The organism is Sphingomonas sp. TZW2008 (assembly GCF_002117915.1).
Classification (GTDB): Bacteria; Pseudomonadota; Alphaproteobacteria; order Sphingomonadales; family Sphingomonadaceae; genus Sphingomonas.
In genome coordinates this window covers 1-21,324 of record NZ_BDJB01000008.1, presented here as the reverse complement: position 1 = coordinate 21,324, position 21,324 = coordinate 1, and the positions used below count along the sequence as shown (strand labels likewise).

The following is a 21,324-nucleotide window of genomic DNA, read 5'->3' as shown; positions in this document are numbered from 1 at the left end:
ATCATGAACGACATGACGCCCGTCAAGAAGTCGCTCCCGAAGGATTGGGAGACCGATCAGGAAGTCCGCTGGTGCCCGGGTTGCGGCGATTACGCGATCCTGAAGGCGGTTCAGCGCACGATGCCGGAGATCGGGGCGCGCCCCGAGAACACCGTGTTCGTCAGCGGCATCGGCTGCTCGTCGCGTTTCCCTTATTACATGGAGACCTACGGTTTCCACACGATCCACGGCCGCGCGCCGGCGGTGGCGACGGGCGTCAAGCTCGCCAATCCCGAGCTCGACGTGTGGATCATTACCGGTGACGGCGACGCGCTGTCGATCGGCGGCAACCACACGATGCACCTCATCCGCCGCAACCTCGATTGCCAGGTGCTGCTGTTCAACAACGAGATCTACGGCCTGACCAAGGGGCAATATTCGCCGACCAGCCGTGTCGGCACGCAATCGCCCTCGACGCCGTTCGGCTCGGTCGATCGCCCAGCCAACCCCTGCGCCTTCGCGCTCGGCGCCGGCGCGCGGTTCGTCGCGCGCGGGATCGACGTGCACAAGAACCTGCCGACCGTGCTCAAGGCGGCCTATGCGCATAAGGGCACCGGCTTCGTCGAGATCTTTCAGAACTGCATCGTCTACAACGACGACGTGTTCGCGCCGTTCGCCGCCAAGCCCAATGCGATCCCCAATCAATTGTGGGTCGAGCACGGCAAGCCGCTGCTGTTCGACGGCGGCAAGAAGGGTCTCGCGCTCGATACCGAGCGGCTGGTGCTCAAGGTGGTCGACGTTGCGGACAACGATTGGCAGGCGGCCAGCGTGATCGTGCACGACCAGACCAATCGCGGGCTCGCGCACATGCTGGTCGAGATGCCGTTCGGTGCCTTCCCGATGGCGCTCGGCGTGATCTTCGACGATCCCGCGCCAACGTTCGAGAGCGCGGTAGTGGAGCAGAACCGCCGCGTGAGCGAGGGTAAGAAGCCCGATCTGCAGAAGCTGCTCGCCAAGGGGCAGACGTGGATGGTCGACAAGCAGCCGCACGTAATCTGAATCAGGAACATCGGTCGGCACGCGGCGTAATGTTGCGATGCCGACCTTGCTTTGGTTCCGCCAGGATCTCCGCCTCCACGATCAACCCGCGCTGCTTGCTGCGGTCGAGGCGGGCGAGGTGGTGCCCGTCTACGTCCTCGACGACGAGGCGCCGGGCGAGTGGCGGATCGGTGGCGCACAGCGCTGGTGGCTGCACCATAGCCTGAAGGCACTTGACAAAGCGCTGCGGGACAAGGGCAGCCGCCTGATCCTGCGCCGCGGCGCCAGCGGTGACGTCCTGTCCGCGTTGTGCGACGAGGTTGGCGCCGAGCGGATTCACGCGCTGCGCCATTACGAACCATGGTGGCGGAAGATCGAGGACGCACTGGGCGAGAGGCTGTGCCTGCACGACGGCAATCACCTGAAGCCGATCGAGGACGTCACCACAGGCAGCGGCAAGCCGTTCAAGATCTTCTCGTCGTTCTGGAAGGCGCTGTCGGCGATGGCACCGCCAGATGAGCCGCAGGACGCGCCGCGATCGATCAAGGCGCCGGCGAAATGGCCCAAAAGCGACGAGCTGGCCGAGTGGAAGCTGCTGCCGACCAAGCCCGATTGGTCGGCAGGGTTCATCGAATGGTCCCCGGGCGAGGACGGTGCGCGCAAGGCGCTGGACGCCTTCGTCGAGGCGGTCGACGACTACGATACTGCGCGCAACCTACCGTCGGTGGAGGGAACGTCGCGCCTGTCGCCGCACTTGCACCATGGCGAGATATCGGTGCGCGCGGCGTGGTACGCGCTGCACGGGCGGAGCGCCGGGGTACAATCGTTCCGCCGCGAGTTAGCCTGGCGGGATTTCACGTCGGGCGTGATCCTCGCCATGCCCGACTATGCCGACGCCAACGGGCGGCCCAAGTTCGACAAGCTCAAGTGGCGTCGTTCCAAGCATGACCTGACCGCGTGGCAGAAAGGGCAGACGGGCTATCCGATCGTCGATGCCGGCATGCGGCAGCTGTGGGCCACCGGCTGGATGCACAATCGCGTCCGCATGATCGCCGCGAGCTTTCTCATCAAGCACCTGCTGATCGACTGGCGCGAGGGCGAGCGCTGGTACTGGGATACGCTGGTCGACGCGGATTACGGCAACAACGCGGTCAACTGGCAGTGGGTCGCGGGGACGGGAATCGATTCGAATATGTTTTCGCGCATCATGGCGCCGCTGTCGCAGTCCGAGAAATTCGACGCTGGCGACTATATCCGCCGCTGGGTGCCCGAGCTGAAGGACGTGCCCGACGCGGGGATCCACGATCCGGAAGAGGCGGGATGCCGGCCCGACGCCTATCCGGCGAAGATCATCGGCCACCGCGAGGCGCGCGAGCGGGCGCTGGCAGCGGCGCGCGACGCACGCTGACCACTTTTCGCGACGGGCGCGAGCGTGCATGAGCGCGCGCGATGCATGCCATGGTGGATCAGCCTAGCCGTACCAACCGATGGGCGCGCCGTGTCGCGCCGATCTTCCACCGGATCCTCGATCGGATCGACGCCGGGCTTGAGCGGGGCGCAATCGACGCGCTCTTGCCCGACGGGACGCGACGGTTGCTCGGCGGGCGGAACGAGGGGCCGGTTGCGATCGTCACACTGGTGCGCTGGCGGGCGCTGCGGCGGCTGATCACCGGCGGCTCGATCGGCTGGTACGAAGCGTGGATGGCGGGGGACTGGACCAGTCCCGATCTGGTGCCGATCTTCGACTTGTTCATGCGCAACCGCGCGACGCTGGGTAATGTCGCACGCGCGAAGCGCGGCGCGCGGCTCTTTGCAAGAGTGCTGCACGGCCTGCGCCGCAACGATCGCGGCAATGCGCGGCGCAACATCGCGGCGCACTATGATCTCGGCAACGATTTCTACGAGGCGTGGCTCGATCCCTCGCTGACCTATTCGAGCGCGCTGCTCGGATCCGGGGACACGTTGGCGGCGGGGCAGACGCGCAAGCTCGCCGCGATGCTGGACCGGGCCGCGGTGCCCGCCGGCGGATCTCTGCTCGAAATCGGCTGCGGTTGGGGATCGCTCGCCGAGGCGGCGGCAAGGCGCGGTATCAAGGTGCGCGCGATCACGCTCGCCGCCGAGCAGCAGCGCTTCGTTGCCGAGCGGACGCGGGGTTTGCCCGTGGCGGTGTCGATCACCGATTATCGCGACGTCCGCGGGACCTACGACGCGATCGTCTCGATCGAGATGGTCGAGGCAGTGGGCGCGGAATATTGGTCGGACTATCTCGCGGCGATTGCGCGGCTGCTGAAGCCGGGCGGCCGCGCCGCGATCCAGTTCATCAAGATCGCCGACGATATCTGGCCGGCCTATTCGAGCAACGTCGACTTCATTCAGGCGTGTGTCTTCCCCGGCGGAATGCTGATCCACGAACCGCGCTTCACCGCCCTGGCGAAGCAGCATGGCCTGTCGTGGGCGGACCGTACGGCGTTCGGGCTCGATTATGCCGAGACGCTGCGGCTGTGGCGCGAGCGGTTCGACGCGGCAATCGCTGACGGGCGCCTGCCGGCGCGCTTCGACGCTCGCTTCGCGGCGCTATGGCGCTATTACCTGATGTATTGCGAGGGCGGGTTCCGCGGGGGCGGGATCGACGTCGTCCAGATAACCTTGGTGAAGGAGGGGGCATGAAGGCGATCGGGATTGCGGCGCTGGTCGCGGCGCTGCTCGGCGGGTGTGCGCAGCAGCGGCAGGTTTCGCAAGCGGGCACGCCAAGCGCGGTGGCCGCGGGGGTGCCGATCACCGACGACAATCGCGACAAGCTGAAGCAGATAGGAGCGGAGATCCTGTTCTGGTCGCAGGAGCAGCGCGACAGCAATTTTCCGGCGATGGAAAAGATGTTTCCCGGCCACGTAGTGAAGGCGAGCCGCAAGCCGTCGCCGCTGCCGGTGGGCCTGCCGCTGCCGGTGCCGGCAGCGGACGTCGACGCCTATATCGCCGCCAACAACGTCGCCGGGCTGATCGTGGTGCAGAACGGATCGGTGCGGCTGGAGCGCTACGCCCGCGGGCTGACGCGCGAGGGACGCTGGACGAGCTTCTCGGTCGCCAAGTCGTTCACCTCGACGTTGGTCGGCGCAGCGATCCGTGACGGCTATATCAAGTCGGTCGAGGAGCCGGTGACGCGCTACATTCCGGACCTGGCCGGCAGCGCCTATGACGGGGTGACGATCGCGCAGCTGCTGACGATGACGTCTGGTGTGCGCTGGAACGAGGATTACACCGATCCGCAGTCGGACGTGGCGCGGATGTTCTCGATCCCCGTGCCGGCCGGGATGGACCCGACGGTCGCCTATATGCGCACGCTGCCGCGCGAGACAGCGCCGGGCGCGAAGTGGGTGTACAAGACCGGCGAGACCAACCTGATCGGCGTGCTGGTAGGCAATGCGGTGAAGAAGCCGCTCGCAACATACCTCAGCGAGACGGTGTGGCAGCGCTTCGGGATGGAGCGCGACGCTTTCTGGATGGTCGATGCGACGGGCCGCGAAGTGGCGGGCTGCTGCCTGTCGGTGTCGCTGCGCGACTATGCGCGGATGGGGCAGGTGGCGCTGCAGGGCGGTGCGGGGATCGCCGCGCCGGGCTGGTTCGCTGACGCAACGAAGTCACACGCGTCAATCGGGCGGCCGGGCTTCGGCTATGGCTACCAGTGGTGGACCTATCCCGAAGGCCGGTTCGGCGGACAGGGCATCTTCGGGCAAAGCATCACGATCGATCCCGCGACCAAGACGGTGGTGGCGATGGTCTCAGCGTGGCCAAAGGCGACCGATCCGGCGCTGTCGCGCGCGCGGCTGGCGTTCCTGGAGAAGCTGTTCGTAGCCGCGAAGGGGCGCTGATCGCGCGCCCCGATCGCTGACCGATCAGGCCTCGACGCGCTCGAAATGGCCGGTGTCGAAGCCGGCGGTCGCGAGCGCGACGATGCGCGCTGCGACCGTCTCGGGTGGCTTGACCGAAGCGGGATCTTCGCCCGGATAGGCGCGCGCGCGCATCGCGGTGCGCGTCGCGCCGGGATCGACGATCGCGGTGCGGATGCGACTGATCTCTGCCACTTCGTCGCCATAAGCGCCGAGCATCGTCTCGAATGCCGCCTTAGACGCACCGTACGCGCCCCAATAGGCACGAGGCTTGCGCCCGACCGACGACGTCACGCCGATGATTTTGCCCGCCGCGGCGCGGCGCAACATCGGATCGAACGCCTGGATCAGCGCGACCTGCGCCGACACGTTGAGCGTCAGCACGGCGGCAAGCTCTTTCGCATCGATCGCCGGCACCGCGGCGAGCGAGCCCAGCGTCCCAGCGTTGAGCACCAGAAGGTCGAGCGCCTGCCAGCGCTGGCCGATCGCCGTCCCAAGCCGCGCGATGGCGTCATTCTCGGTCAGGTCGAGCGGGGCGATCGTGGCCGAGCCGCCGGCATCGAAGATCGCCTGCTCGACATCCTCCAGCGCCTTGGCCGAGCGTGCAGTGACGATGACGTGCGCGCCCTGTGCCGCGAGCGCGCGCGCGGTGGCGGCGCCGATCCCGCGGCTGGCCCCGGTGACGAGGGCGAGCTGATTGTCGAGCGGCTTGGTCACGATCGGCATCCCGGCAGGCTATCGGGACATCGCATCCCGCGGTGATGACGGCGCGCGAGAGGCGCGGCCGCCAGATGGTGGCAGTCAGATGGTGGCAGTCAGGCGACGCGCTCTTCGAGCATCGCGAACTGGTCGACCTCGGCGCTATCGTCGTGGTCGGTCAGCGAGGTCGGGTAATCGCCGGTGAAGCATGCGTCGCAATACCCCGGCCGGACGGGCGCGCGCCCCTCTTTGCCGAGTGCCTTGTAGAGCCCATCAATGCTGACGAAGGCAAGGCTGTCGGCGTGGATGAAATCGGTCATCGAGCCTAGATCGTGGGTTGCGGCGAGCAGCTTGGCGCGCTCGGGCGTGTCGACGCCGTAGAAGCAGCTGTGCTTGGTGGGCGGGCTGGCGATGCGCATGTGCACCTCCGCCGCGCCGGCCTCGCGCATCATCTGCACGATCTTGAGGCTGGTGGTGCCGCGCACGATCGAATCGTCGATCAGCACGACGCGCTTGCCCTGAATCAGCGCGCGATTAGCGTTGTGCTTGAGCTTGACGCCGAGGTGGCGGACCTTGTCGCCCGGCTGGATGAAGGTGCGACCGACATAGTGCGAGCGAATGATGCCGAGCTCGAACGGAATGCCGCTCTGCTGCGCGTAACCGATCGCCGCAGGAACGCCCGAGTCGGGTACCGGGATAATCACATCTGCGTCGATCGGCGATTCGATCGCGAGCTGCGCGCCGATCGCCTTGCGCACCGAATAGACCGACTGATCGTGGACGATCGAATCAGGGCGCGAGAAATAGACCCACTCGAAGATGCACGGCCGCGGCGCGACCGGGCCGAACGGGCGGATCGAGCGGATGTCGGTGCCCTGGACGATGACGAGCTCGCCCGGTTGCACCTCGCGCACGAACTCCGCGCCGACAACGTCGAGCGCGACCGTCTCGCTGGCGAAGATCACAGCATCGCCGAGCTTGCCCATCACCAGCGGGCGGATACCGAGCGGATCGCGGCAGGCGATCATGCCTTCGGGTGTCATGACGATCAGCGCGTAGGCGCCCTCGACCTGCTTCAGCGCGTCGATGAAGCGATCGAGCAGCGTGCGGTAGTTCGACGTCGCGACGAGGTGGATGATCGTCTCGGTATCGCTGGTCGACTGGAAGATCGAGCCGCGGCGGATGAGCTCGCGGCGCACCTTCATCGCGTTCGAGATGTTGCCGTTGTGCGCCACCGCGAAGCCGCCGCTCGCCAGCTCGGCATAGAGCGGCTGGACGTTGCGCAGCGCCGTCTCGCCCGTGGTGGAATAGCGCACGTGGCCGCACGCGACCTCGCCCGGCAGCGCGCCGATCACGGCCTCGCTGTCGAAATTGCCGGCGACGTGGCCCATCGCCTTGCGCGTATGGAAGTTCGCGCCGTCGAAGCTGGTGATGCCGGCGGCTTCCTGCCCGCGATGCTGCAGGGCATGGAGGCCGAGCGCGACAAGCGCAGCGGCACCGGCCGAGCCGGAAACTCCGAAGATGCCGCACTCTTCGTGCAGATGGTCGTCGTCGAACGGATTGGTGATCAGCATAGCGTGGGGGCTCGCATCGTGCGCCGCCGATATAGCGGCTGTCGCGCGTTTGTCATCGGTTTGGAGCGAAGCGTCGGGCGAATGGTTGTCTGGCGGTGACAGGAGGCGCGACAATGGCGAAGGATCACGGCCCGCAGATCAAGGACGACAAGCTGTACGAAGACCTGCGCCGGCAGGGCGAATCGAAGGAAAAGGCGGCGCGCATCGCAAATGCCAAGGCGGCGGGCACGCTCGATCATCGCGGCGAGCGGCTGGAGGATCGCACCAAGGACGATTTGTATGAGGAAGCGCAGGAGATCGGGATCGCCGGGCGGTCGCGGATGAGCAAGGCCGAGCTGGTGGACGCGATCCGCAACCACAAGTAGCGCGATCGCACGCCTCTGGCGCGCGGCCATGCGGCGGCGCTAAGGCAGCGGCATGAGCGATGCACGAGAAACCGGCCTAGACCTGGACCCGCGGTTCGACGCGGCCGGTCTCGTGATGGCCGTGGTGACCGATGCGGCGACGGGCGAGCTCCTGATGGTCGCGCACATGAACGCCGAAGCATTGGCGGCGACACGGGCGACGCGAAAGGCGACGTTCTGGTCGCGCAGCCGCCGGACGTTGTGGGTGAAGGGTGAGACTAGCGGCAACATGCTGCATGTCGTCGATCTGCGTGTCGACTGCGACCAGGATGCCATCTGGGTGATTGCGCGGCCGGACGGGCCCGCGTGCCACACCGGTGCGCGCAGCTGCTTCTACCGGCGGATCGGCAACGACGGGCTGGAGCGGCTCGATTGAGCGCACGCCTTGCTGCCGTACTGCTGGTGCTAGCGCTGGGCGGATGCGAGCAGAGTGCGCGTGACACTGTGACGCGCAGTGAGGCCGGTGCGGCGCTCGAAGCGCGCGCGATTAACAGCGGGATCATCCCAAATCCCGCGGCGCTCGATCCCATCGGCGCCTACGCCACCGAGACCGATCGCATGTGCGTCGTGCCCCAGCTAGGCGGCTACCGCGTCGGCGTCAGCGTCGACTATGGCGACGGGCAGAATTGCATCGCCCGCGGCACGGCGACGGGGCGCGAGACGATCGGGGTGGACCTTGGCGACGATTGCCGCTTCGACGCGCGCTACGATGGCGTGCGGATCGTCTTTCCGGCTGCCGTACCCGCAGCCTGCGCGCGGCGCTGTACAGGACGGACGACGCTGACGGCGCTATCGGCCGAGCGGCTGAGCGGCACGGTTGCGGAAGCGCGAAGCATGATCGGGGTCGACAGCAAACGCCTGTGCGATTGACGTTCACGTAAACGGAAGTTAAGCCGTTAACATGTCGGTTGCTGCAGCCTTCGACTCGATCCCACCGCGCGAGGATCGAACTCATTTCACGATCACCGATCTATCGGCGGAGTTTGACGTGACGCCGCGCGCGCTGCGCTTCTACGAGGACGAAGGGCTGATCGCACCCTGCCGACGCGGGACAAGCCGGATCTACTCGCATCGCGATCGCGCCCGGCTCGCCTGGATCCTGCGCGGCAAGCGCGTGGGCTTCAGCCTGGGCGAAATCCGCGAAATGATCGACCTCTACGACATCGGCGACGGGCGCAACACGCAGCGCGCCGTCACCGTCGCACGGTGCCGCGCGCGGATCGACGCGCTCGAGGCGCAGAAGCGCGACATCGACGCCGCGATCGCCGAACTCGACCAATTCGTCAGCTTACTCGATCAAGCCAAGGACTGAACATGCCGCAATATACGCCCCCGGTGCGCGACACGCGCTTCGTGCTCGAACACGTCGTCGGCCTCGCCGGCCACGCCAACGTCCCCGGCTTCGCCGCTGCGACCCCGGATACAGTCGACGCGGTGCTGGAAGAGGGCGGTCGGTTCGTCGCCGAGGTGCTGTTCCCGATCAACCAGTCGGGCGATCAGGAAGGCTGCACGCGGCACGCCGACGGGTCGGTGACGACGCCCACGGGCTTCAAGGAGGCGTACCGGCAGTTCGTCGAAGCGGGCTGGGGTACGCTGGCCGCCCCCGAACAATGGGGCGGGCAGGGGATGCCGCACGTCGTGTCGACGGCGTTCCAGGAATATATGATCTCCGCCAACATGGCCTTCGCGATGTACCCGGGGCTGGCGCACGGCGCGATCGCAGCACTGATCGCGAAGGGTTCGCCCGAGCAGCAGGCGATGTACCTGCCCAAGATGGTGTCGGGCGAGTGGGGCGGCACGATGAACCTGACCGAGCCGCAGTGCGGCACCGATCTCGGGCTCATCCGCACCCGCGCCGAGCCGCAGGGCGACGGATCGTACAAGATCACCGGTACCAAAATCTTCATCTCGGCGGGCGAGCACGACCTGACCGACAACATCATCCACCTCGTCCTCGCGAAGACGCCGGGCGCGCCGGAGAGCTCGAAGGGGATCAGCCTGTTCGTGGTGCCCAAGGTGCTGGTGAACGAGGACGGCTCGCTGGGCGCGCGAAACGCGGTTACCTGTGGCTCGATCGAGCACAAGATGGGCATCCACGGCAATGCGACGTGCGTCCTCAATTATGACGGTGCGACCGGGTGGCTGGTCGGCGAGGAGATGAAGGGCCTGGCCGCGATGTTCATCATGATGAACGCGGCGCGGCTCGGCGTCGGCCTGCAGGGGCTGGGCGTCGCCGAGACAGCGTATCAGAATGCGGTGCAATATGCCGACGATCGCCGCCAGGGCCGCGCGCTCACCGGCGCCGCCGAGCCCAACGAGAAGGCGGATACGCTCTTCGTCCACCCCGATGTGCGGCGCATGCTCATGAACGCCAAGGCGTGGACCGAGGGCTTGCGCGCGCTATGCCTGTGGGGCGCGCTGCAGGTCGATCTCGAGCATTCGGCACCCGATGAGGCGGCGCGGCAGGAGGCGGCGGATCTGATCGGGCTGCTGACGCCCGTCATCAAGGGCGTCGGCACCGATAAGGGCTATCAGATCGCGACCGACGCGCAGCAGGTCTACGGCGGGCACGGCTACATCCAGGAATGGGGGATGGAGCAATATGTGCGCGATGCGCGGATCGCGATGATCTACGAGGGGACGAACGGCGTCCAGGCGATGGACCTCGTCGGGCGCAAGCTGGCGATGGGCGGCGGCCGCGCGATCCAGCTATTCTTCAAGGTCGTGGCGGAGGAGTGCGCGGCGGCGAAGGGCGGTGCCGCGGCCGATTTCGCAACGCGGCTCGAGAAGGCGCTCGGCGATCTGCAGGCGGCGACGATGTGGTTCATGGGCAATCTGTCGAACCCGAACAACGTCGGCGCTGGCGCGGTGCCGTACATGCATCTCCTCGGCGTCGTCGCGGTCGGCTTGATGTGGCTGCGCATGGCCGTCGCGGCGGCTGCGCTGAAGGATGCAGGGGAGGGTGACGCGGCGTTCCTCGACGCGAAGCTCGTCACCGCGCGGTTCTTCGCCGAGCGGGTGCTGCCGGAGGCCGGATCGTACCGCCGCCAGATCGAAGGCGGGGCTGACGCGGTGATGGCGCTGCCGGTGGCGATGTTCCGCGCCGCCTGACGGTTGTGCGCGCTGCTCCGCCGGCGGACCGGCGGGGCAGCGTCGCGCGGCTATTCCGGGCTGGCGGTGTTGCCGACGGGCGGCTCCGCCACCGTCGTCTTGCGGCGCACGCCTTCTAGCTCGGTGGGCCCCACGGCGGGTTCGGCGACTGGCACCGCGCGGATCGCGAAGCGCTTCATGCACGGGGTGCGCTGCTTGAACTCGGTGCAGTTCCACAGCGTGCGTTCGAGCCCGCTCGCACGATCGCGAATATAGCTGAACGACATGGCGTTCATCTGGTCGGGGGTCAGCGGCATGGTGAAGGCCATCGCATCGGGCTCGGTCCAGCCCATGAACTTGCAGCGCACCCGCTCGCCGCACGATGCCTGCGCCATGCCGGCGAACGTAGCTGCCTGCGCGGGATTGAGCATCGTCAGGAAGGTATTGGGATCGCTGGCGAGCGGCATCGGCGTGCGGCCGAAGAACGGCGTCGCCTCGACGATCGCGGCATCAGCGTCGGCGAGCACCGCGCCGGTGCGATGCGCCTCCGATAGCGCGGCAAGCTTGGCGACCGATCCCTCGCCGGGCAGTTGATTGCGGTTGAACGCGCCGCCGGTGCCCCACCAGCCCGTCCAGCGGAAGAACAGATGCGTATCGACCGCCGCAATCTTGTCGAGACTGGAGCTCCAGTACGGCACGACCCAGTCGGTATGATAATGCGTTGCCCAGCCGACCGGCTTGTAGACGTCGCCGCGCAGCGCCTTGGTCGCGATCTCGCGCGCGCGGGCCCAGGCGGGGGCGGAGGGCGTGCGCATCAGCGCGCCGTCGCAGGTGAAGGTGAACTGGCAGCCGGTGCTGCGCTCCGATCCCTGAAAGACGACGCCGCAGACGGTCTTCGGAAAGGCGGGATGGCGCAGTCGGTTGAGGACGACCTGCGCGACGGCGCGCTCGCCCGTCGCGTCGTCACCCGCCTCGTAATAAACCGCCGCGGCTAGGCAGTCGGTTGCCCGGGTAAAATCGTCAGCGGTGCCGACGAAGCGGAACGGGCGCGCCGGCGGGACGGGGCCTGACACGAACGGCACCGCGGCATTGATCGAACGCGCATCATCAGGCGCGATTGCAGCATATTCGACCGGCTCGACCGGTGGGAGTTGCTTGGCGGAAATCACCTGCCGCTTGGGCAGCGCGGCGGCGATTTTCGCCGGCGGTGGGACGGCGGGGACGAGCCGGACGACGGCGAGCGGAAGCAGCACGGCGACGAGCGTGATGATGGCGAGGACGAGGTGAAGCGGACGCAAGGAAGACACGGCGCGGGCGCTTAGCGCAAAAGCGCGCGGCGGCGAATAGCTGCCGGCGCGCCATCCGCGCCCAGCCGGCTATCTAAGCGGGACACGGATGTGACGGTCAGGCGTCAGGCCTCGGGCAGGAAGTCGGGCACCGAGAGGTAGCGTTCGCCCGTGTCGTAGTTGAAGCCGAGCACTCGAACGTCGTCGGGCAGATCGGGCAGCTTCTGAAGGATTGCGGCGAGCGTCGCGCCCGATGAAATGCCGACGAGCATGCCTTCCTGCGTCGCGGCGCGGCGCGCCATGTCCTTCGCGACGGCGGCATCGACCTCGATCACGCCGTCGAGTGCCTGGGTATGCAGATTGGCCGGGATGAAGCCCGCGCCGATGCCCTGGATCGGGTGCGGGCCGGGCTGGCCGCCGCCGATGACGGGCGAGGCGGCGGGCTCGACGGCGAAAACCTTGAGGTTCGGCCACTCCTTCTTCAGCGTCTCGGCGACGCCGGTGATGTGGCCGCCGGTGCCGACGCCGGTGATCAGCACGTCGATCGGCGCATCGCGGAAGTCGTTCAGGATTTCCTGCGACGTCGTCCGCACGTGCACGTCGATATTCGCCGCGTTCTCGAATTGCTGCGGCATCCAGGCGTTGGGCGTGCTCGACACGAGCTCGAGCGCGCGCTCGATCGCGCCCTTCATCCCCTTCTCGCGCGGGGTTAGATCGAAGGTCGCGCCGTAGGCCAGCATCAGCCGGCGCCGCTCGAGCGACATGCTCTCGGGCATGACGAGGACAAGCTTGTAGCCCTTCACCGCAGCGACCATCGCGAGGCCGATGCCGGTGTTGCCGCTGGTCGGCTCGATGATGGTGCCGCCCGGCTTGAGGTCGCCCGACGCTTCGGCCGCCTCGATCATCGCGAGCGCAATCCGGTCCTTGATCGACCCGCCGGGGTTCGACCGCTCTGACTTGATCCACACTTCCGATCCCGGGAACAGGCGCTGGACGCGGACGTGCGGCGTATTGCCGATCGTGTCGAGGATCGTGTTCGCCTTCATGGCTGGCTCACTCCGTGCTGTGTTTCGGGCGGGATGACCGACAGGGGTTGTTCTGGGGGATCAAAGGTCCGCGCGTTCTTGAGTTCCGGGAAGAGTCGCGCCCACAGCAATGTGACGGCGATCGCGCCGACGCCGCCGACGACAACTGCGGCGACCGGGCCGAGTAGCGAAGCCATCAGCCCGCTCTCCGCCTCGCCGAGCTCGTTCGATGCCGAAATGGTGAGTTGGCTGACCGCGCTGACGCGGCCGCGCATGTCGTCGGGCGTGTGCAGTTGGATCAGCGAGCCGCGGACGTACATCGACACCATGTCCGCCCCGCCCGCGACGATCAGCGCCGCGAGACTTAGCGCGAAGATCTTGGAAATGCCGAAGACGAGGATCGCGAGGCCGAAGACGACGACCGAGATGAGCATCTTGCGGCCGACATCGGTCTTCATCGGGTGGAAGGAGAGATAGACGCCGGTGAGCGAGGCGCCGATCCCCATGCCGGCGGCGAGGAAGCCGAGGCCGGTCGCGCCGACGTGGAGGATATCGCGCGCGTAGATCGGCAGTAGCGCGGTCGCGCCGGCGAGCAGCACCGCGAACAGATCGAGCGTGATCGCCGCCTGCACCAGCCGGTTGCGCTTCACATAGGCGAAGCCGTCGACGATCCGCGCGAGCGGGCGGCGATCCTTTTGCGCGGCGGGTTGCGGCACGCGCTTGATGGTGAGGAGGAGCAGCAGCGCGACGAGGAACATCGCCGACATGCCGGCATAGGCGACGATCGGCCCGATCGCGAACAGCAACCCGCCGACGCTCGGCCCGGCGATGAAGCCGACCTGCATCGCGATCGATCCCAGCGCGATCGCCGTCGGCAGGCTTTCACGCGGGACGAGATTGGGCGCGAGCGCCGAATAGGCGGGGCCGGCGAAGGCGCGCGCCACGCCGACGAATACTGCCGCGCCGAAGAGGACGGGGAGGCCGAGCCACCCCTCCCACGTCGCGAAGCCGAGCATGCCGGTGGTGAGCGCGAGCAAAGTCGTGGTGCCGCGCACGATCCAGCGGCGATCGATCGAATCCGCGATCAGCCCGACGATCGGCGTCAGGACGAACAGCGGCACGAATTGCGCGAGGCCGATCATGCCGAGCAGGAACGCCGCGTCGCGGATGTCCATCGTCTCGCGCGCGATGCTGTACACCTGCCAGCCGAGCACGATGGCGAGCGCCGACTGGGCGATCGTACTGGCGAGCCGCGCCAGCCAGTAGCTTCGATAATTGGCGATCCGAAGCGGGTGCACGGTGGACATCGCGGCCGGGCTTAGAGCGCAGACCGGCAGGGCACAAGAATGCCGCGCGCGGGCGTGGGTCCTGGCGGGCAATTGCGCGTTTCGCGGGTTCGCGCCTATACGCGCCGCATCTCCCCCCTCAGGAACCTGCGAGGTCCAACCCCGTGGCAAAAACGCCAAGCGCGAAAAGCGCCGAACCAGCCATCCCCAATCGCGAGCGGCCGAACGAGCCGCAGCCTTACAAGGCATCGCGGGACGAGCTGATGCAATTCTACAAGGACATGCTGCTGATCCGCCGCTTCGAAGAGAAGGCGGGGCAGCTCTACGGCCTCGGCCTGATCGGCGGCTTCTGCCACCTGTACATCGGACAGGAGGCGGTCGCGGTCGGGCTGCAATCGGCCTTGTCGGACAAGGACAGCGTGATCACTGGCTATCGCGATCACGGTCACATGCTGCTGTGCGGGATCCCGCCCAAGGACGTGATGGCCGAGTTGACCGGGCGCCAGGCCGGCATCTCGAAGGGCAAGGGTGGCTCGATGCACATGTTCAGCGTCGAGCATAAATTCTACGGCGGCCACGGCATCGTGGGCGCGCAGGTGTCACTCGGCACCGGGCTCGGTTTCGCGCATAAGTATCGCGGCGACGGCGGCGTGTGCCTCGCCTATTTCGGCGACGGCGCCGCGAACCAGGGCCAGGTGTACGAGAGCTTCAACATGGCGGAGCTGTGGAAGCTGCCGGTCATCTTCGTCATCGAGAACAATCAGTATGCGATGGGCACCAGCGTGAACCGCGCGTCGGCCGAGGACCAGCTGTACCGGCGCGGCGAGAGCTTCCGCATCCCCGGCATCCAGGTCGACGGGATGGACGTGCTGGCGGCGCGCGGTGCGGCCGAGGAGGCGCTCGCCTGGGTGCGCGCGGGCAAGGGGCCGATCATTCTCGAGATGAAGACCTATCGCTATCGCGGCCACTCGATGTCTGACCCCGCCAAGTACCGTAGCCGCGAGGAAGTGCAGTCGGTGCGCGACAAGTCCGATCCGATCGAGCACGTCAAGAAGCTGCTTGAGGCCGAAGGGGTGAAGGAGGACGAGCTCAAGAAGCTCGAAGCGGAGATCCGCAAGACCGTGGGCGAGGCGGCCGACTTCGCCGAAAGCACCCCCGAACCCGAACCGCAGGAGTTGTATACCGACGTGCTGGTGGAGACGTACTGAGATGGCGATCGACATCAAGATGCCGGCGCTGTCGCCGACGATGGAAGAGGGCACGCTCGCCAAGTGGCTCGTCAAAGAAGGCGACACGGTGAAGTCGGGCGACATCATGGCCGAGATCGAGACCGACAAGGCGACGATGGAGTTCGAGGCGGTCGACGAGGGCGTCGTCGGCAAGATTCTGGTCGCCGAAGGCACCGACAACGTGAAGGTCGGCACGGTTATCATGCAGCTGACCGGCGAGGGCGAGGATGCGGGCAACGCCGACACCGCGCCTCAGGAGACCAAGGACGACGCGCCCGACGCGAAGGCCAAAGCCGACGCAAAGAAGGACGACAAGGTCGAAGACTCCGCGCACCCCGCGCAGGAGAAGGTCGAGACCGGCGCGCGGCAGATGTTCGAGGCGGCGAAGCACGATGCCGAGGTCGCCGATCCGGCGATCCCGGAAGGCACCGAGATGGTCAAGATGACCGTCCGCGAAGCGCTGCGCGACGCGATGGCCGAGGAGATGCGCGCCGACGACCGCGTGTTCGTGATGGGCGAGGAAGTCGCGCAATATCAAGGCGCGTACAAGGTGACCCAGGGCCTGCTCGATGAGTTCGGCGAGCAGCGCGTGATCGACACGCCGATCACCGAATATGGCTTCGCCGGCGTCGGCACGGGCGCGGCGATGGGCGGGCTCCGGCCGATCGTCGAGTTCATGACGTTCAACTTCGCGATGCAGGCGATCGATCATATCGTCAATTCGGCCGCCAAGACGAACTACATGTCGGGCGGGCAGATGCGCTGCCCGATGGTGTTCCGCGGCCCCAATGGTGCGGCGAGCCGCGTCGGCGCGCAGCATTCGCAGAACTATGGCCCGTGGTATGCCAGCGTCCCTGGCCTGATCGTGATCGCGCCGTATGACGCTGCGGATGCCAAGGGGCTGCTCAAGGCGGCGATCCGCACCGAGGACCCGGTCGTGTTCCTCGAGAACGAGCTGCTCTACGGCCGGTCGTTCGACGTGCCCAAGCTGGACGACTGGGTGCTGCCGATCGGCAAGGCGCGGGTGATGCGCGAGGGCCGCGACGTGACGATCGTCAGCTACTCGATCGGCGTGGGGTTGGCGCTCGAGGCGGCGGACAAGCTTGCGGAAGAGGGCGTCGAGGTGGAAGTGATCGACCTGCGCACGCTGCGCCCGCTCGACAAGCAGACGGTGCTGAAAAGCCTCGCCAAGACCAATCGCCTCGTCGTCGCCGAGGAAGGCTGGCCGACATGCTCGATCGCCAGTGAGATCGTGGCGATCTGCATGGAGGAAGGGTTCGACGATCTCGACGCCCCGGTGATCCGCGTCTGCAACGAGGACGTGCCGCTGCCCTATGCGGCGAACCTTGAGAAGCTGGCGCTGATCTCGTCCGACCGCATCGTCGAGGCGGTGAAGAAGGTGACGTACCGGGGGTGAGCCAAGACCGGTGTCTGTACCTGCTACGCCGCGTAGCTGGTGCAGACGCTGGCGGTGGCGCCGGTCGCGGCTTTAAGCGTCTCCGCGTTGCGTTCGCGCACGGTGAATGACGCTTCCGAGCGCATGATCGGCGTGCCGAGCAGCGTGGACGACACCACCGGCTTGTAGCGATAGGTCACCTCGGCGAAGATCATCGCCGAATTGGCGCTCGCCGCGATCTGGCGGCCGACGGCGCCCATCGCCTGTAGCGTGCCGTCGGTCGCGCCCTTGCCCTCGGCACCGTATTTGGGCTGAGATTCGGGCGTGTTGAGCGCGCCGGTGCAACGCTGCCACAGGATCTTCTGGCCGGCGTTGGTGCCCGTCTGACCGTTCGGCATTACGTCGCTGAGAATGATGCGCCCACGACTGGCGAAATCCATGCGCTCGCCGACGATCTTGCCGCCGATCAGCACCTCGTTGACGTCGGCCTCGTTGATCGAATCGCGCACGCGCGCGGCATTGTCCGCGGCGGTGGCGGCGATCTGATGCACGCGCAGCGAGGCGAGGCCGTAGTTCGCGATCTCAAGCCCGTAGAGCAGCAGCGTCAGCACCAGCGGCAGCGTGAAGGCGAATTCGAGCAGCGCGAGGCCGCGGCGATCGGTGCGCAGGCGGCGTAGCGTGGACGCCGCGGTCATGAGCGTCGCGTTCACGGGCAGCGCACCGTCGGCATTGCGCGCGACGTGAACGGCTGATTGCGCAGCACGGTGGAGGCGGTGATGTATTGCTTCGTGCCCCAGCCCATCAGCGCGTTCACCGGCATGATGTTCGGATATTCGACCTCGACCGTATAGCGCACGATATCGTCCGCCGTGCCCAGCCCGGTGTTCATATTGACGTCGTACGTGCCGTTGTTGTTGGCATCCTCGTAACAATCGTCAGCCGCGTCGTAGCTGTTGTTGTTGTTCTTATCGAAGGTGATCTTCTCCGGTTTGCCGACGTTGGTGAAGTTGTAGAAATTTTCCTTCTTGATGCTTTTCACGTTCATCGCATTCGACAGCATCGCGACGCGATCCTTGATGATCTGATCGATCTGCGCGGCGGTGCGATCGCCGATTGTTGCGCGGCGCGACGCTTCGAGCAGCGCGCCCTGCACGATCGCGCCGAGATACACGCGGTAGCCGAGCTCGAAACCCGCCGCGAGAAGCGAGCAGATCACGGGGATGATCAGCGCGAATTCGAGGATCGTGGCGCCGCGTTCGTCGGCACGGAGACGCCGCAGCATCATTGGCTGAGCCTCAGCGAACCGATCTTGGAACCGATTTCCTGGAATTTGGCGATGAGCGCAGCGTTCGTCGAAAGTCCGGCGGCCTGCTCGGGCTTCGACGCGCAGTTCTGCATATCCGTCGTAAGGTTCGTCGCAAAAGCAATTACCCACACGTCGATGCCCTTTGCCTTCGCCGCGTTGCACGCCATGCGAAAGCGCTGAAGATGGCGTGCGGTGAGGGCGTTATTGTCTGCGCTCGGTGAACCCATCACGCGGCCGTCGAGATACTCCATGCCGTAGGCGGAGTAGGCGGTCGACGTCGGGGCCATGTCACCGTCGGTCATGAAGATCATGTACTTCTTGACCGAGAAACCGCGGATCTTGGTCGGGTTGTCGGGATCGTTGACGTCGTTCGTTTCGGGAGTCGACGGCTTGAACAGGCCGGTCGGCGAGATGAAGCGCGCGCCCCACGTCATGCCGAGATCGTGATAGGTGCCGCCTCGGGCGACAAGCCCGCTGACATAGGCTGCAAAGCCCGCGCGGTTGTTATAGTAATTTTGCAGGCGGCGCGCCTCGGTGGGGCAATAGGTCGCCGGCTGCCGAGGAAGATAATACGGCCATCCCCAAGTCCAGTCCGGGTTGTAGGTGATATCGTTCCACATCGGGCGCCAGCGCGTGTCATCGTTGTAGGGCAGGAGATCGACGTCCAGATCATAGGCATCGGCAGGTGCCGTCGTGGAGGTGCCGCCGTTTATGAGCGTACTGTTTGTTTTGCGTTCCTCGATGCAGCCGTTCCAGACCGACTTGAATTCATAGGGTTTGTCGTCATACGGATCGTTGGTGCCCGTGATCTGCCAGATCGGGGCGGGCGTCTGCGTATTCGTCGCCTTGAGGTTGCTGGCCAGATAGGGCCGCACGTCGACCGTTTGCCGCTCGTACGTGTAGCCGTCCGAATTGCTTTGACTTTGCACGATCACCCTGCAGCGGTTCGACGTCAGCCACCAACCGCCCATCACGCCGGTATAAGTCGGATTCGCCTGACTGGCCTGCGCGTCGAAGGTGTAGGCGGAGTTGCAGGCGGATTTGCCGTTGAAATAAGGCGTTGCGTCAACCCAGTCGGGGGTGCGGGATTGATATTGCCAGCTTTGAACTAACCAGTCAGGGTTCTTTTCGTACAAGATACGTCCGACGTTAACCGTGCTGTTATAGTTGACGAAGCCGTACCGCAGGCGAAGGTTGTTGTCGTAAAGCTGGTTCTGCGCCGGTTCAAGCGTGTCGTACAGGCTGAGCGCGGCGCTGCGCAGCGCACCGATCTTTGAGCCGGTCTGCTCTGTACCTCCACAATCACCAGCCCCTCCCGGCGCGCAGTTCATCGAACCCGAAAGATCGAAGACGAGCATGATATCGGTATTGACGAAATCCTGCGTCGCCGAACACGTCGTCGTAATGGGCAGCGTGTCGAAGCCGAAGATCTTCATCAAGGTCGTCGGGATCGTTGTCTCGCTGGCGATGCGCAGCGTGCCCGGCGCCGGAATCGACATGGCTAGCGTGTAGGCCGCCGATTGAAACTGGCCCTGCGGGAAATTGAACGTGAAATACTTGGTCGCCTCGTCACGGACGTTCTGCGTGACGGTGAGGCCGCTGAGCAGGCGGCGGCCGGCCAGCGATCCCGCGTCGCAGGCCTGGCGGAAGCGGTTCTGCGCCATGTAGGCGCGCGTCATGTCGATACCCGAGCCGATCATCGCAATCAGCGGGATCATCGCGGCAGCCATGATCGCCAGCGTGTTGCCGCGGCGGTCGCGGCGGAGGCGTCCGAGGAATGTCGCCATCTTGTTGTCGCGCGCGCGCATCGTCACTCGTATCGATCTGAAGGGCTTCACGTGGCGCGATGCACGAGGAACGGCTAAACCTGCCTCAAGCGACATGGTTAACGACGCGGAAACCTTCGGGATCGATCCCGCGGACGGGCATCTCGAGCGGGCGCTCGCGCTATCCTATGCGCCCAAGAGAGCGCGAGCGGGCGTGGCGGCGGTGTTCGCGCTCGATGCGACGCTGGCGCGGCTGGCGCTGGGCACGCGCGACGCGATGGTGGCGCAGCTACGGCTGACGTGGTGGTACGAGGCGCTTGGCGATCTGACGAAGGGCGTTATGCCAGCGCAGCCGATCCTGCGGACCCTGCGCGACGAGGGAGCGGACGCGGCGGCGCTGACGAAGGTGGCCGAAGGCTGGGAGCTGTTGCTCCCCGCCGAGATCGGTGACGCCGATCTGGAAGCGTTCGCGGCGGCGCGGGCAAGCGTCTTCACCGAGGCGGCGCGGCTCGCGGGTGCGCACGACGATGTTGCGTCGGCCGGTCGCGGCTGGGCGCTGGCCGAGCTCGCGATGCGCAGTGCTGAGCGAGCGCGCGTGGCCGCGGCGACGCGGCTGGCGATGCCGTCGTTGCAGGTGGCGGCGGCGCAGCGGTGGAGCGGGGCGGGGCGCTTCCTCGGGGCGTTAATCCATGTCGCGCGGGCAGATCTCGCAGGCGTCGCGCCGCCGGGCGCGCCGCGCCGTGTCGCGCGGCTCGCCTGGCACCGGCTGACCGGGCGCTAGGCTTGCGGTCCCCACGGGGCGCGCTAGCATCGGCCGACGAGGGGGCGGGGCGATGTGGCGATATCTGGCGGGAGGTATGGCGGCGCTGCTGATGGTGGCGGCGGGCTGGCTGCTATTCTCGAGCCGCGCCACGAGCGACCCCGTCCTGCCGCCCCCGCCGCCTGCCGCCGTTCGCGGGGGCACGCAGAGTGTCGAGGCCGCGCCAGAGGCGCCGGTGCCCGAAGCGACCGAGCGAACGAGAGAGGAGAAGCGTTTCGACCGCTATGACAAGGATCGCGACAGCCGGATCACGCGCGACGAATATCTTGCCTCGCGGCGTAAGGCGTTCGCGAAGCTCGACGCCAACGGCGACGGCCGGCTGTCGTTCGACGAGTGGGCGGCGAAGACGACGGCCAAATTCGCCGCTGCCGATCGCGACAGGTCGGGCGCCATGGACCGCGCCGAATTCGCCACCACCGCGGTGAAGCGCAAGACGAAGCCGAAGTGCGTTTGCCCCGCCGTCGCGTCCGACGACGATAACTAGGCTCAGGACTCGTTGATCACAGCCAGAAGATGACGGTTGCAGCGAGGGCGACGGCGGA

21 protein-coding genes are annotated in these 21,324 nt (G+C 66.5%); 13 read left to right on the top strand and 8 right to left on the bottom strand.

Features of this window, described 5'->3' with window-relative positions; all coding sequences use genetic code 11:
* Positions 1-3: 3 nt before the first annotated feature.
* From B7L05_RS09935 to B7L05_RS09920, 4 genes are read left to right on the top strand one after another with little or no spacing between them, the layout of a single operon-like run.
* Positions 4-1,038: a 2-oxoacid:ferredoxin oxidoreductase subunit beta gene (locus B7L05_RS09935; protein ID WP_085810126.1), complete on the top strand. Its 1,035-nt coding sequence runs from the start codon at positions 4-6 to the stop codon at positions 1,036-1,038.
* Positions 1,039-1,075: 37 nt separating this feature from the next.
* Positions 1,076-2,425 carry a deoxyribodipyrimidine photo-lyase gene (locus B7L05_RS09930; protein ID WP_085810125.1) on the top strand — a complete coding sequence of 450 codons (1,350 nt, stop codon included), beginning with the start codon at positions 1,076-1,078 and terminating at the stop codon, positions 2,423-2,425.
* A gap of 50 nt (positions 2,426-2,475) precedes the next feature.
* Positions 2,476-3,684, top strand: coding sequence for a cyclopropane-fatty-acyl-phospholipid synthase family protein (locus tag B7L05_RS09925; protein WP_179187185.1), 1,209 nt, complete (start codon positions 2,476-2,478; stop codon positions 3,682-3,684).
* Positions 3,681-4,883 (top strand): serine hydrolase, encoded by a 1,203-nt coding sequence (locus B7L05_RS09920; RefSeq protein WP_085810123.1) that lies wholly within the window; start codon positions 3,681-3,683, stop codon positions 4,881-4,883. The genes B7L05_RS09925 and B7L05_RS09920 overlap by 4 nt, the downstream gene beginning before the upstream one ends.
* Positions 4,884-4,907: 24 nt before the next feature.
* Here B7L05_RS09920 and B7L05_RS09915 read toward each other — a convergent pair whose 3' ends face one another.
* Both B7L05_RS09915 and purF read right to left on the bottom strand, forming a co-directional pair.
* Complete coding sequence (locus tag B7L05_RS09915; RefSeq protein ID WP_179187184.1) at positions 4,908-5,627, bottom strand: SDR family NAD(P)-dependent oxidoreductase; 720 nt, start codon at positions 5,625-5,627, stop codon at positions 4,908-4,910.
* Between the two features lie 89 nt (positions 5,628-5,716).
* Entirely contained in the window at positions 5,717-7,174 is a 1,458-nt protein-coding gene (purF, locus tag B7L05_RS09910) for an amidophosphoribosyltransferase (protein ID WP_085810122.1), read from the bottom strand.
* Between the two features lie 113 nt (positions 7,175-7,287).
* Here purF and B7L05_RS09905 point away from each other — a divergent pair, with 113 nt between their 5' ends.
* From B7L05_RS09905 to B7L05_RS09885, 5 genes are read left to right on the top strand one after another with little or no spacing between them, the layout of a single operon-like run.
* Positions 7,288-7,539 (top strand): Rho termination factor N-terminal domain-containing protein, encoded by a 252-nt coding sequence (locus B7L05_RS09905; RefSeq protein WP_085810121.1) that lies wholly within the window; start codon positions 7,288-7,290, stop codon positions 7,537-7,539.
* 52 nt (positions 7,540-7,591) lie between these two features.
* Positions 7,592-7,954 (top strand): phosphoribosyl-AMP cyclohydrolase, encoded by a 363-nt coding sequence (gene hisI / locus B7L05_RS09900; protein ID WP_085810120.1) that lies wholly within the window; start codon positions 7,592-7,594, stop codon positions 7,952-7,954.
* Positions 7,951-8,448, top strand: coding sequence for a hypothetical protein (locus B7L05_RS09895; RefSeq protein WP_085810119.1), 498 nt, complete (start codon positions 7,951-7,953; stop codon positions 8,446-8,448). The genes hisI and B7L05_RS09895 overlap by 4 nt, the downstream gene beginning before the upstream one ends.
* Positions 8,449-8,479: 31 nt before the next feature.
* On the top strand, positions 8,480-8,890 hold the full coding sequence (locus B7L05_RS09890; protein ID WP_085810118.1) for a MerR family DNA-binding transcriptional regulator: 411 nt from the start codon (positions 8,480-8,482) through the stop codon (positions 8,888-8,890).
* A 2-nt stretch (positions 8,891-8,892) separates the two neighbouring features.
* Complete coding sequence (locus B7L05_RS09885) at positions 8,893-10,689, top strand: acyl-CoA dehydrogenase C-terminal domain-containing protein (protein ID WP_085810117.1); 1,797 nt, start codon at positions 8,893-8,895, stop codon at positions 10,687-10,689.
* A gap of 50 nt (positions 10,690-10,739) precedes the next feature.
* On the opposite strand, the gene B7L05_RS09880 is transcribed toward B7L05_RS09885, so the two are convergent.
* The 3 genes from B7L05_RS09880 to B7L05_RS09870 all read right to left on the bottom strand — a co-directional run bounded on the left by B7L05_RS09880 (position 10,740) and on the right by B7L05_RS09870 (position 14,286).
* Positions 10,740-11,975, bottom strand: a complete 1,236-nt coding sequence (locus B7L05_RS09880; RefSeq protein ID WP_085810116.1) for a cell wall hydrolase — start codon at positions 11,973-11,975, stop codon at positions 10,740-10,742.
* A 104-nt stretch (positions 11,976-12,079) separates the two neighbouring features.
* On the bottom strand, positions 12,080-13,000 hold the full coding sequence (gene cysK / locus B7L05_RS09875; RefSeq protein WP_085810115.1) for a cysteine synthase A: 921 nt from the start codon (positions 12,998-13,000) through the stop codon (positions 12,080-12,082).
* Positions 12,997-14,286, bottom strand: a complete 1,290-nt coding sequence (locus B7L05_RS09870; RefSeq protein ID WP_085810114.1) for an MFS transporter — start codon at positions 14,284-14,286, stop codon at positions 12,997-12,999. The genes cysK and B7L05_RS09870 overlap by 4 nt, the downstream gene beginning before the upstream one ends.
* 182 nt (positions 14,287-14,468) lie before the next feature.
* Between B7L05_RS09870 and pdhA the strand changes: the two genes are divergently transcribed.
* The gene (gene pdhA, locus B7L05_RS09865) at positions 14,469-15,473 is read left to right on the top strand and encodes a pyruvate dehydrogenase (acetyl-transferring) E1 component subunit alpha (protein WP_375601259.1); all 1,005 of its coding nucleotides are present in this window, start codon (positions 14,469-14,471) and stop codon (positions 15,471-15,473) included.
* A 1-nt stretch (position 15,474) separates the two neighbouring features.
* Positions 15,475-16,911 (top strand): pyruvate dehydrogenase complex E1 component subunit beta, encoded by a 1,437-nt coding sequence (locus B7L05_RS09860; RefSeq protein ID WP_085810112.1) that lies wholly within the window; start codon positions 15,475-15,477, stop codon positions 16,909-16,911.
* A gap of 23 nt (positions 16,912-16,934) precedes the next feature.
* On the opposite strand, the gene B7L05_RS09855 is transcribed toward B7L05_RS09860, so the two are convergent.
* The 3 genes from B7L05_RS09855 to B7L05_RS09845 are packed head-to-tail and all read right to left on the bottom strand — an operon-like array spanning position 16,935 to position 20,004.
* Positions 16,935-17,585 carry a TadE/TadG family type IV pilus assembly protein gene (locus B7L05_RS09855; RefSeq protein ID WP_085810528.1) on the bottom strand — a complete coding sequence of 217 codons (651 nt, stop codon included), beginning with the start codon at positions 17,583-17,585 and terminating at the stop codon, positions 16,935-16,937.
* Between the two features lie 11 nt (positions 17,586-17,596).
* Positions 17,597-18,175, bottom strand: coding sequence for a TadE/TadG family type IV pilus assembly protein (locus B7L05_RS09850; RefSeq protein ID WP_085810111.1), 579 nt, complete (start codon positions 18,173-18,175; stop codon positions 17,597-17,599).
* A complete protein-coding gene (locus B7L05_RS09845; RefSeq protein WP_179187183.1) occupies positions 18,172-20,004 on the bottom strand; it encodes a TadE/TadG family type IV pilus assembly protein in 1,833 nt (610 codons plus the stop codon). The genes B7L05_RS09850 and B7L05_RS09845 overlap by 4 nt, the downstream gene beginning before the upstream one ends.
* 73 nt (positions 20,005-20,077) lie before the next feature.
* Between B7L05_RS09845 and B7L05_RS09840 the strand changes: the two genes are divergently transcribed.
* Positions 20,078-20,743: a squalene/phytoene synthase family protein gene (locus B7L05_RS09840; protein WP_085810109.1), complete on the top strand. Its 666-nt coding sequence runs from the start codon at positions 20,078-20,080 to the stop codon at positions 20,741-20,743.
* A gap of 52 nt (positions 20,744-20,795) precedes the next feature.
* Positions 20,796-21,266, top strand: coding sequence for an EF-hand domain-containing protein (locus B7L05_RS09835; protein ID WP_085810108.1), 471 nt, complete (start codon positions 20,796-20,798; stop codon positions 21,264-21,266).
* Positions 21,267-21,324 lie beyond the last annotated feature (58 nt).

What these genes read in the sequence shown, in the direction of transcription:
- B7L05_RS09935 (WP_085810126.1), top strand. Translation starts at nt 4, where the DNA reads ATGAACGACATGACGCCCGTCAAGAAGTCGCTCCCGAAGGATTGGGAG.
- B7L05_RS09930 (WP_085810125.1), top strand. Translation starts at nt 1,076, where the DNA reads ATGCCGACCTTGCTTTGGTTCCGCCAGGATCTCCGCCTCCACGATCAA.
- B7L05_RS09925 (WP_179187185.1), top strand. Translation starts at nt 2,476, where the DNA reads ATGGTGGATCAGCCTAGCCGTACCAACCGATGGGCGCGCCGTGTCGCG.
- B7L05_RS09920 (WP_085810123.1), top strand. Translation starts at nt 3,681, where the DNA reads ATGAAGGCGATCGGGATTGCGGCGCTGGTCGCGGCGCTGCTCGGCGGG.
- B7L05_RS09915 (WP_179187184.1), bottom strand. Translation starts at nt 5,627, where the DNA reads ATGCCGATCGTGACCAAGCCGCTCGACAATCAGCTCGCCCTCGTCACC.
- purF (WP_085810122.1), bottom strand. Translation starts at nt 7,174, where the DNA reads ATGCTGATCACCAATCCGTTCGACGACGACCATCTGCACGAAGAGTGC.
- B7L05_RS09905 (WP_085810121.1), top strand. Translation starts at nt 7,288, where the DNA reads ATGGCGAAGGATCACGGCCCGCAGATCAAGGACGACAAGCTGTACGAA.
- hisI (WP_085810120.1), top strand. Translation starts at nt 7,592, where the DNA reads ATGAGCGATGCACGAGAAACCGGCCTAGACCTGGACCCGCGGTTCGAC.
- B7L05_RS09890 (WP_085810118.1), top strand. Translation starts at nt 8,480, where the DNA reads ATGTCGGTTGCTGCAGCCTTCGACTCGATCCCACCGCGCGAGGATCGA.
- B7L05_RS09885 (WP_085810117.1), top strand. Translation starts at nt 8,893, where the DNA reads ATGCCGCAATATACGCCCCCGGTGCGCGACACGCGCTTCGTGCTCGAA.
- cysK (WP_085810115.1), bottom strand. Translation starts at nt 13,000, where the DNA reads ATGAAGGCGAACACGATCCTCGACACGATCGGCAATACGCCGCACGTC.
- B7L05_RS09870 (WP_085810114.1), bottom strand. Translation starts at nt 14,286, where the DNA reads ATGTCCACCGTGCACCCGCTTCGGATCGCCAATTATCGAAGCTACTGG.
- B7L05_RS09860 (WP_085810112.1), top strand. Translation starts at nt 15,475, where the DNA reads ATGGCGATCGACATCAAGATGCCGGCGCTGTCGCCGACGATGGAAGAG.
- B7L05_RS09855 (WP_085810528.1), bottom strand. Translation starts at nt 17,585, where the DNA reads ATGACCGCGGCGTCCACGCTACGCCGCCTGCGCACCGATCGCCGCGGC.
- B7L05_RS09850 (WP_085810111.1), bottom strand. Translation starts at nt 18,175, where the DNA reads ATGATGCTGCGGCGTCTCCGTGCCGACGAACGCGGCGCCACGATCCTC.
- B7L05_RS09845 (WP_179187183.1), bottom strand. Translation starts at nt 20,004, where the DNA reads ATGCGCGCGCGCGACAACAAGATGGCGACATTCCTCGGACGCCTCCGC.
- B7L05_RS09840 (WP_085810109.1), top strand. Translation starts at nt 20,078, where the DNA reads ATGGTTAACGACGCGGAAACCTTCGGGATCGATCCCGCGGACGGGCAT.
- B7L05_RS09835 (WP_085810108.1), top strand. Translation starts at nt 20,796, where the DNA reads ATGTGGCGATATCTGGCGGGAGGTATGGCGGCGCTGCTGATGGTGGCG.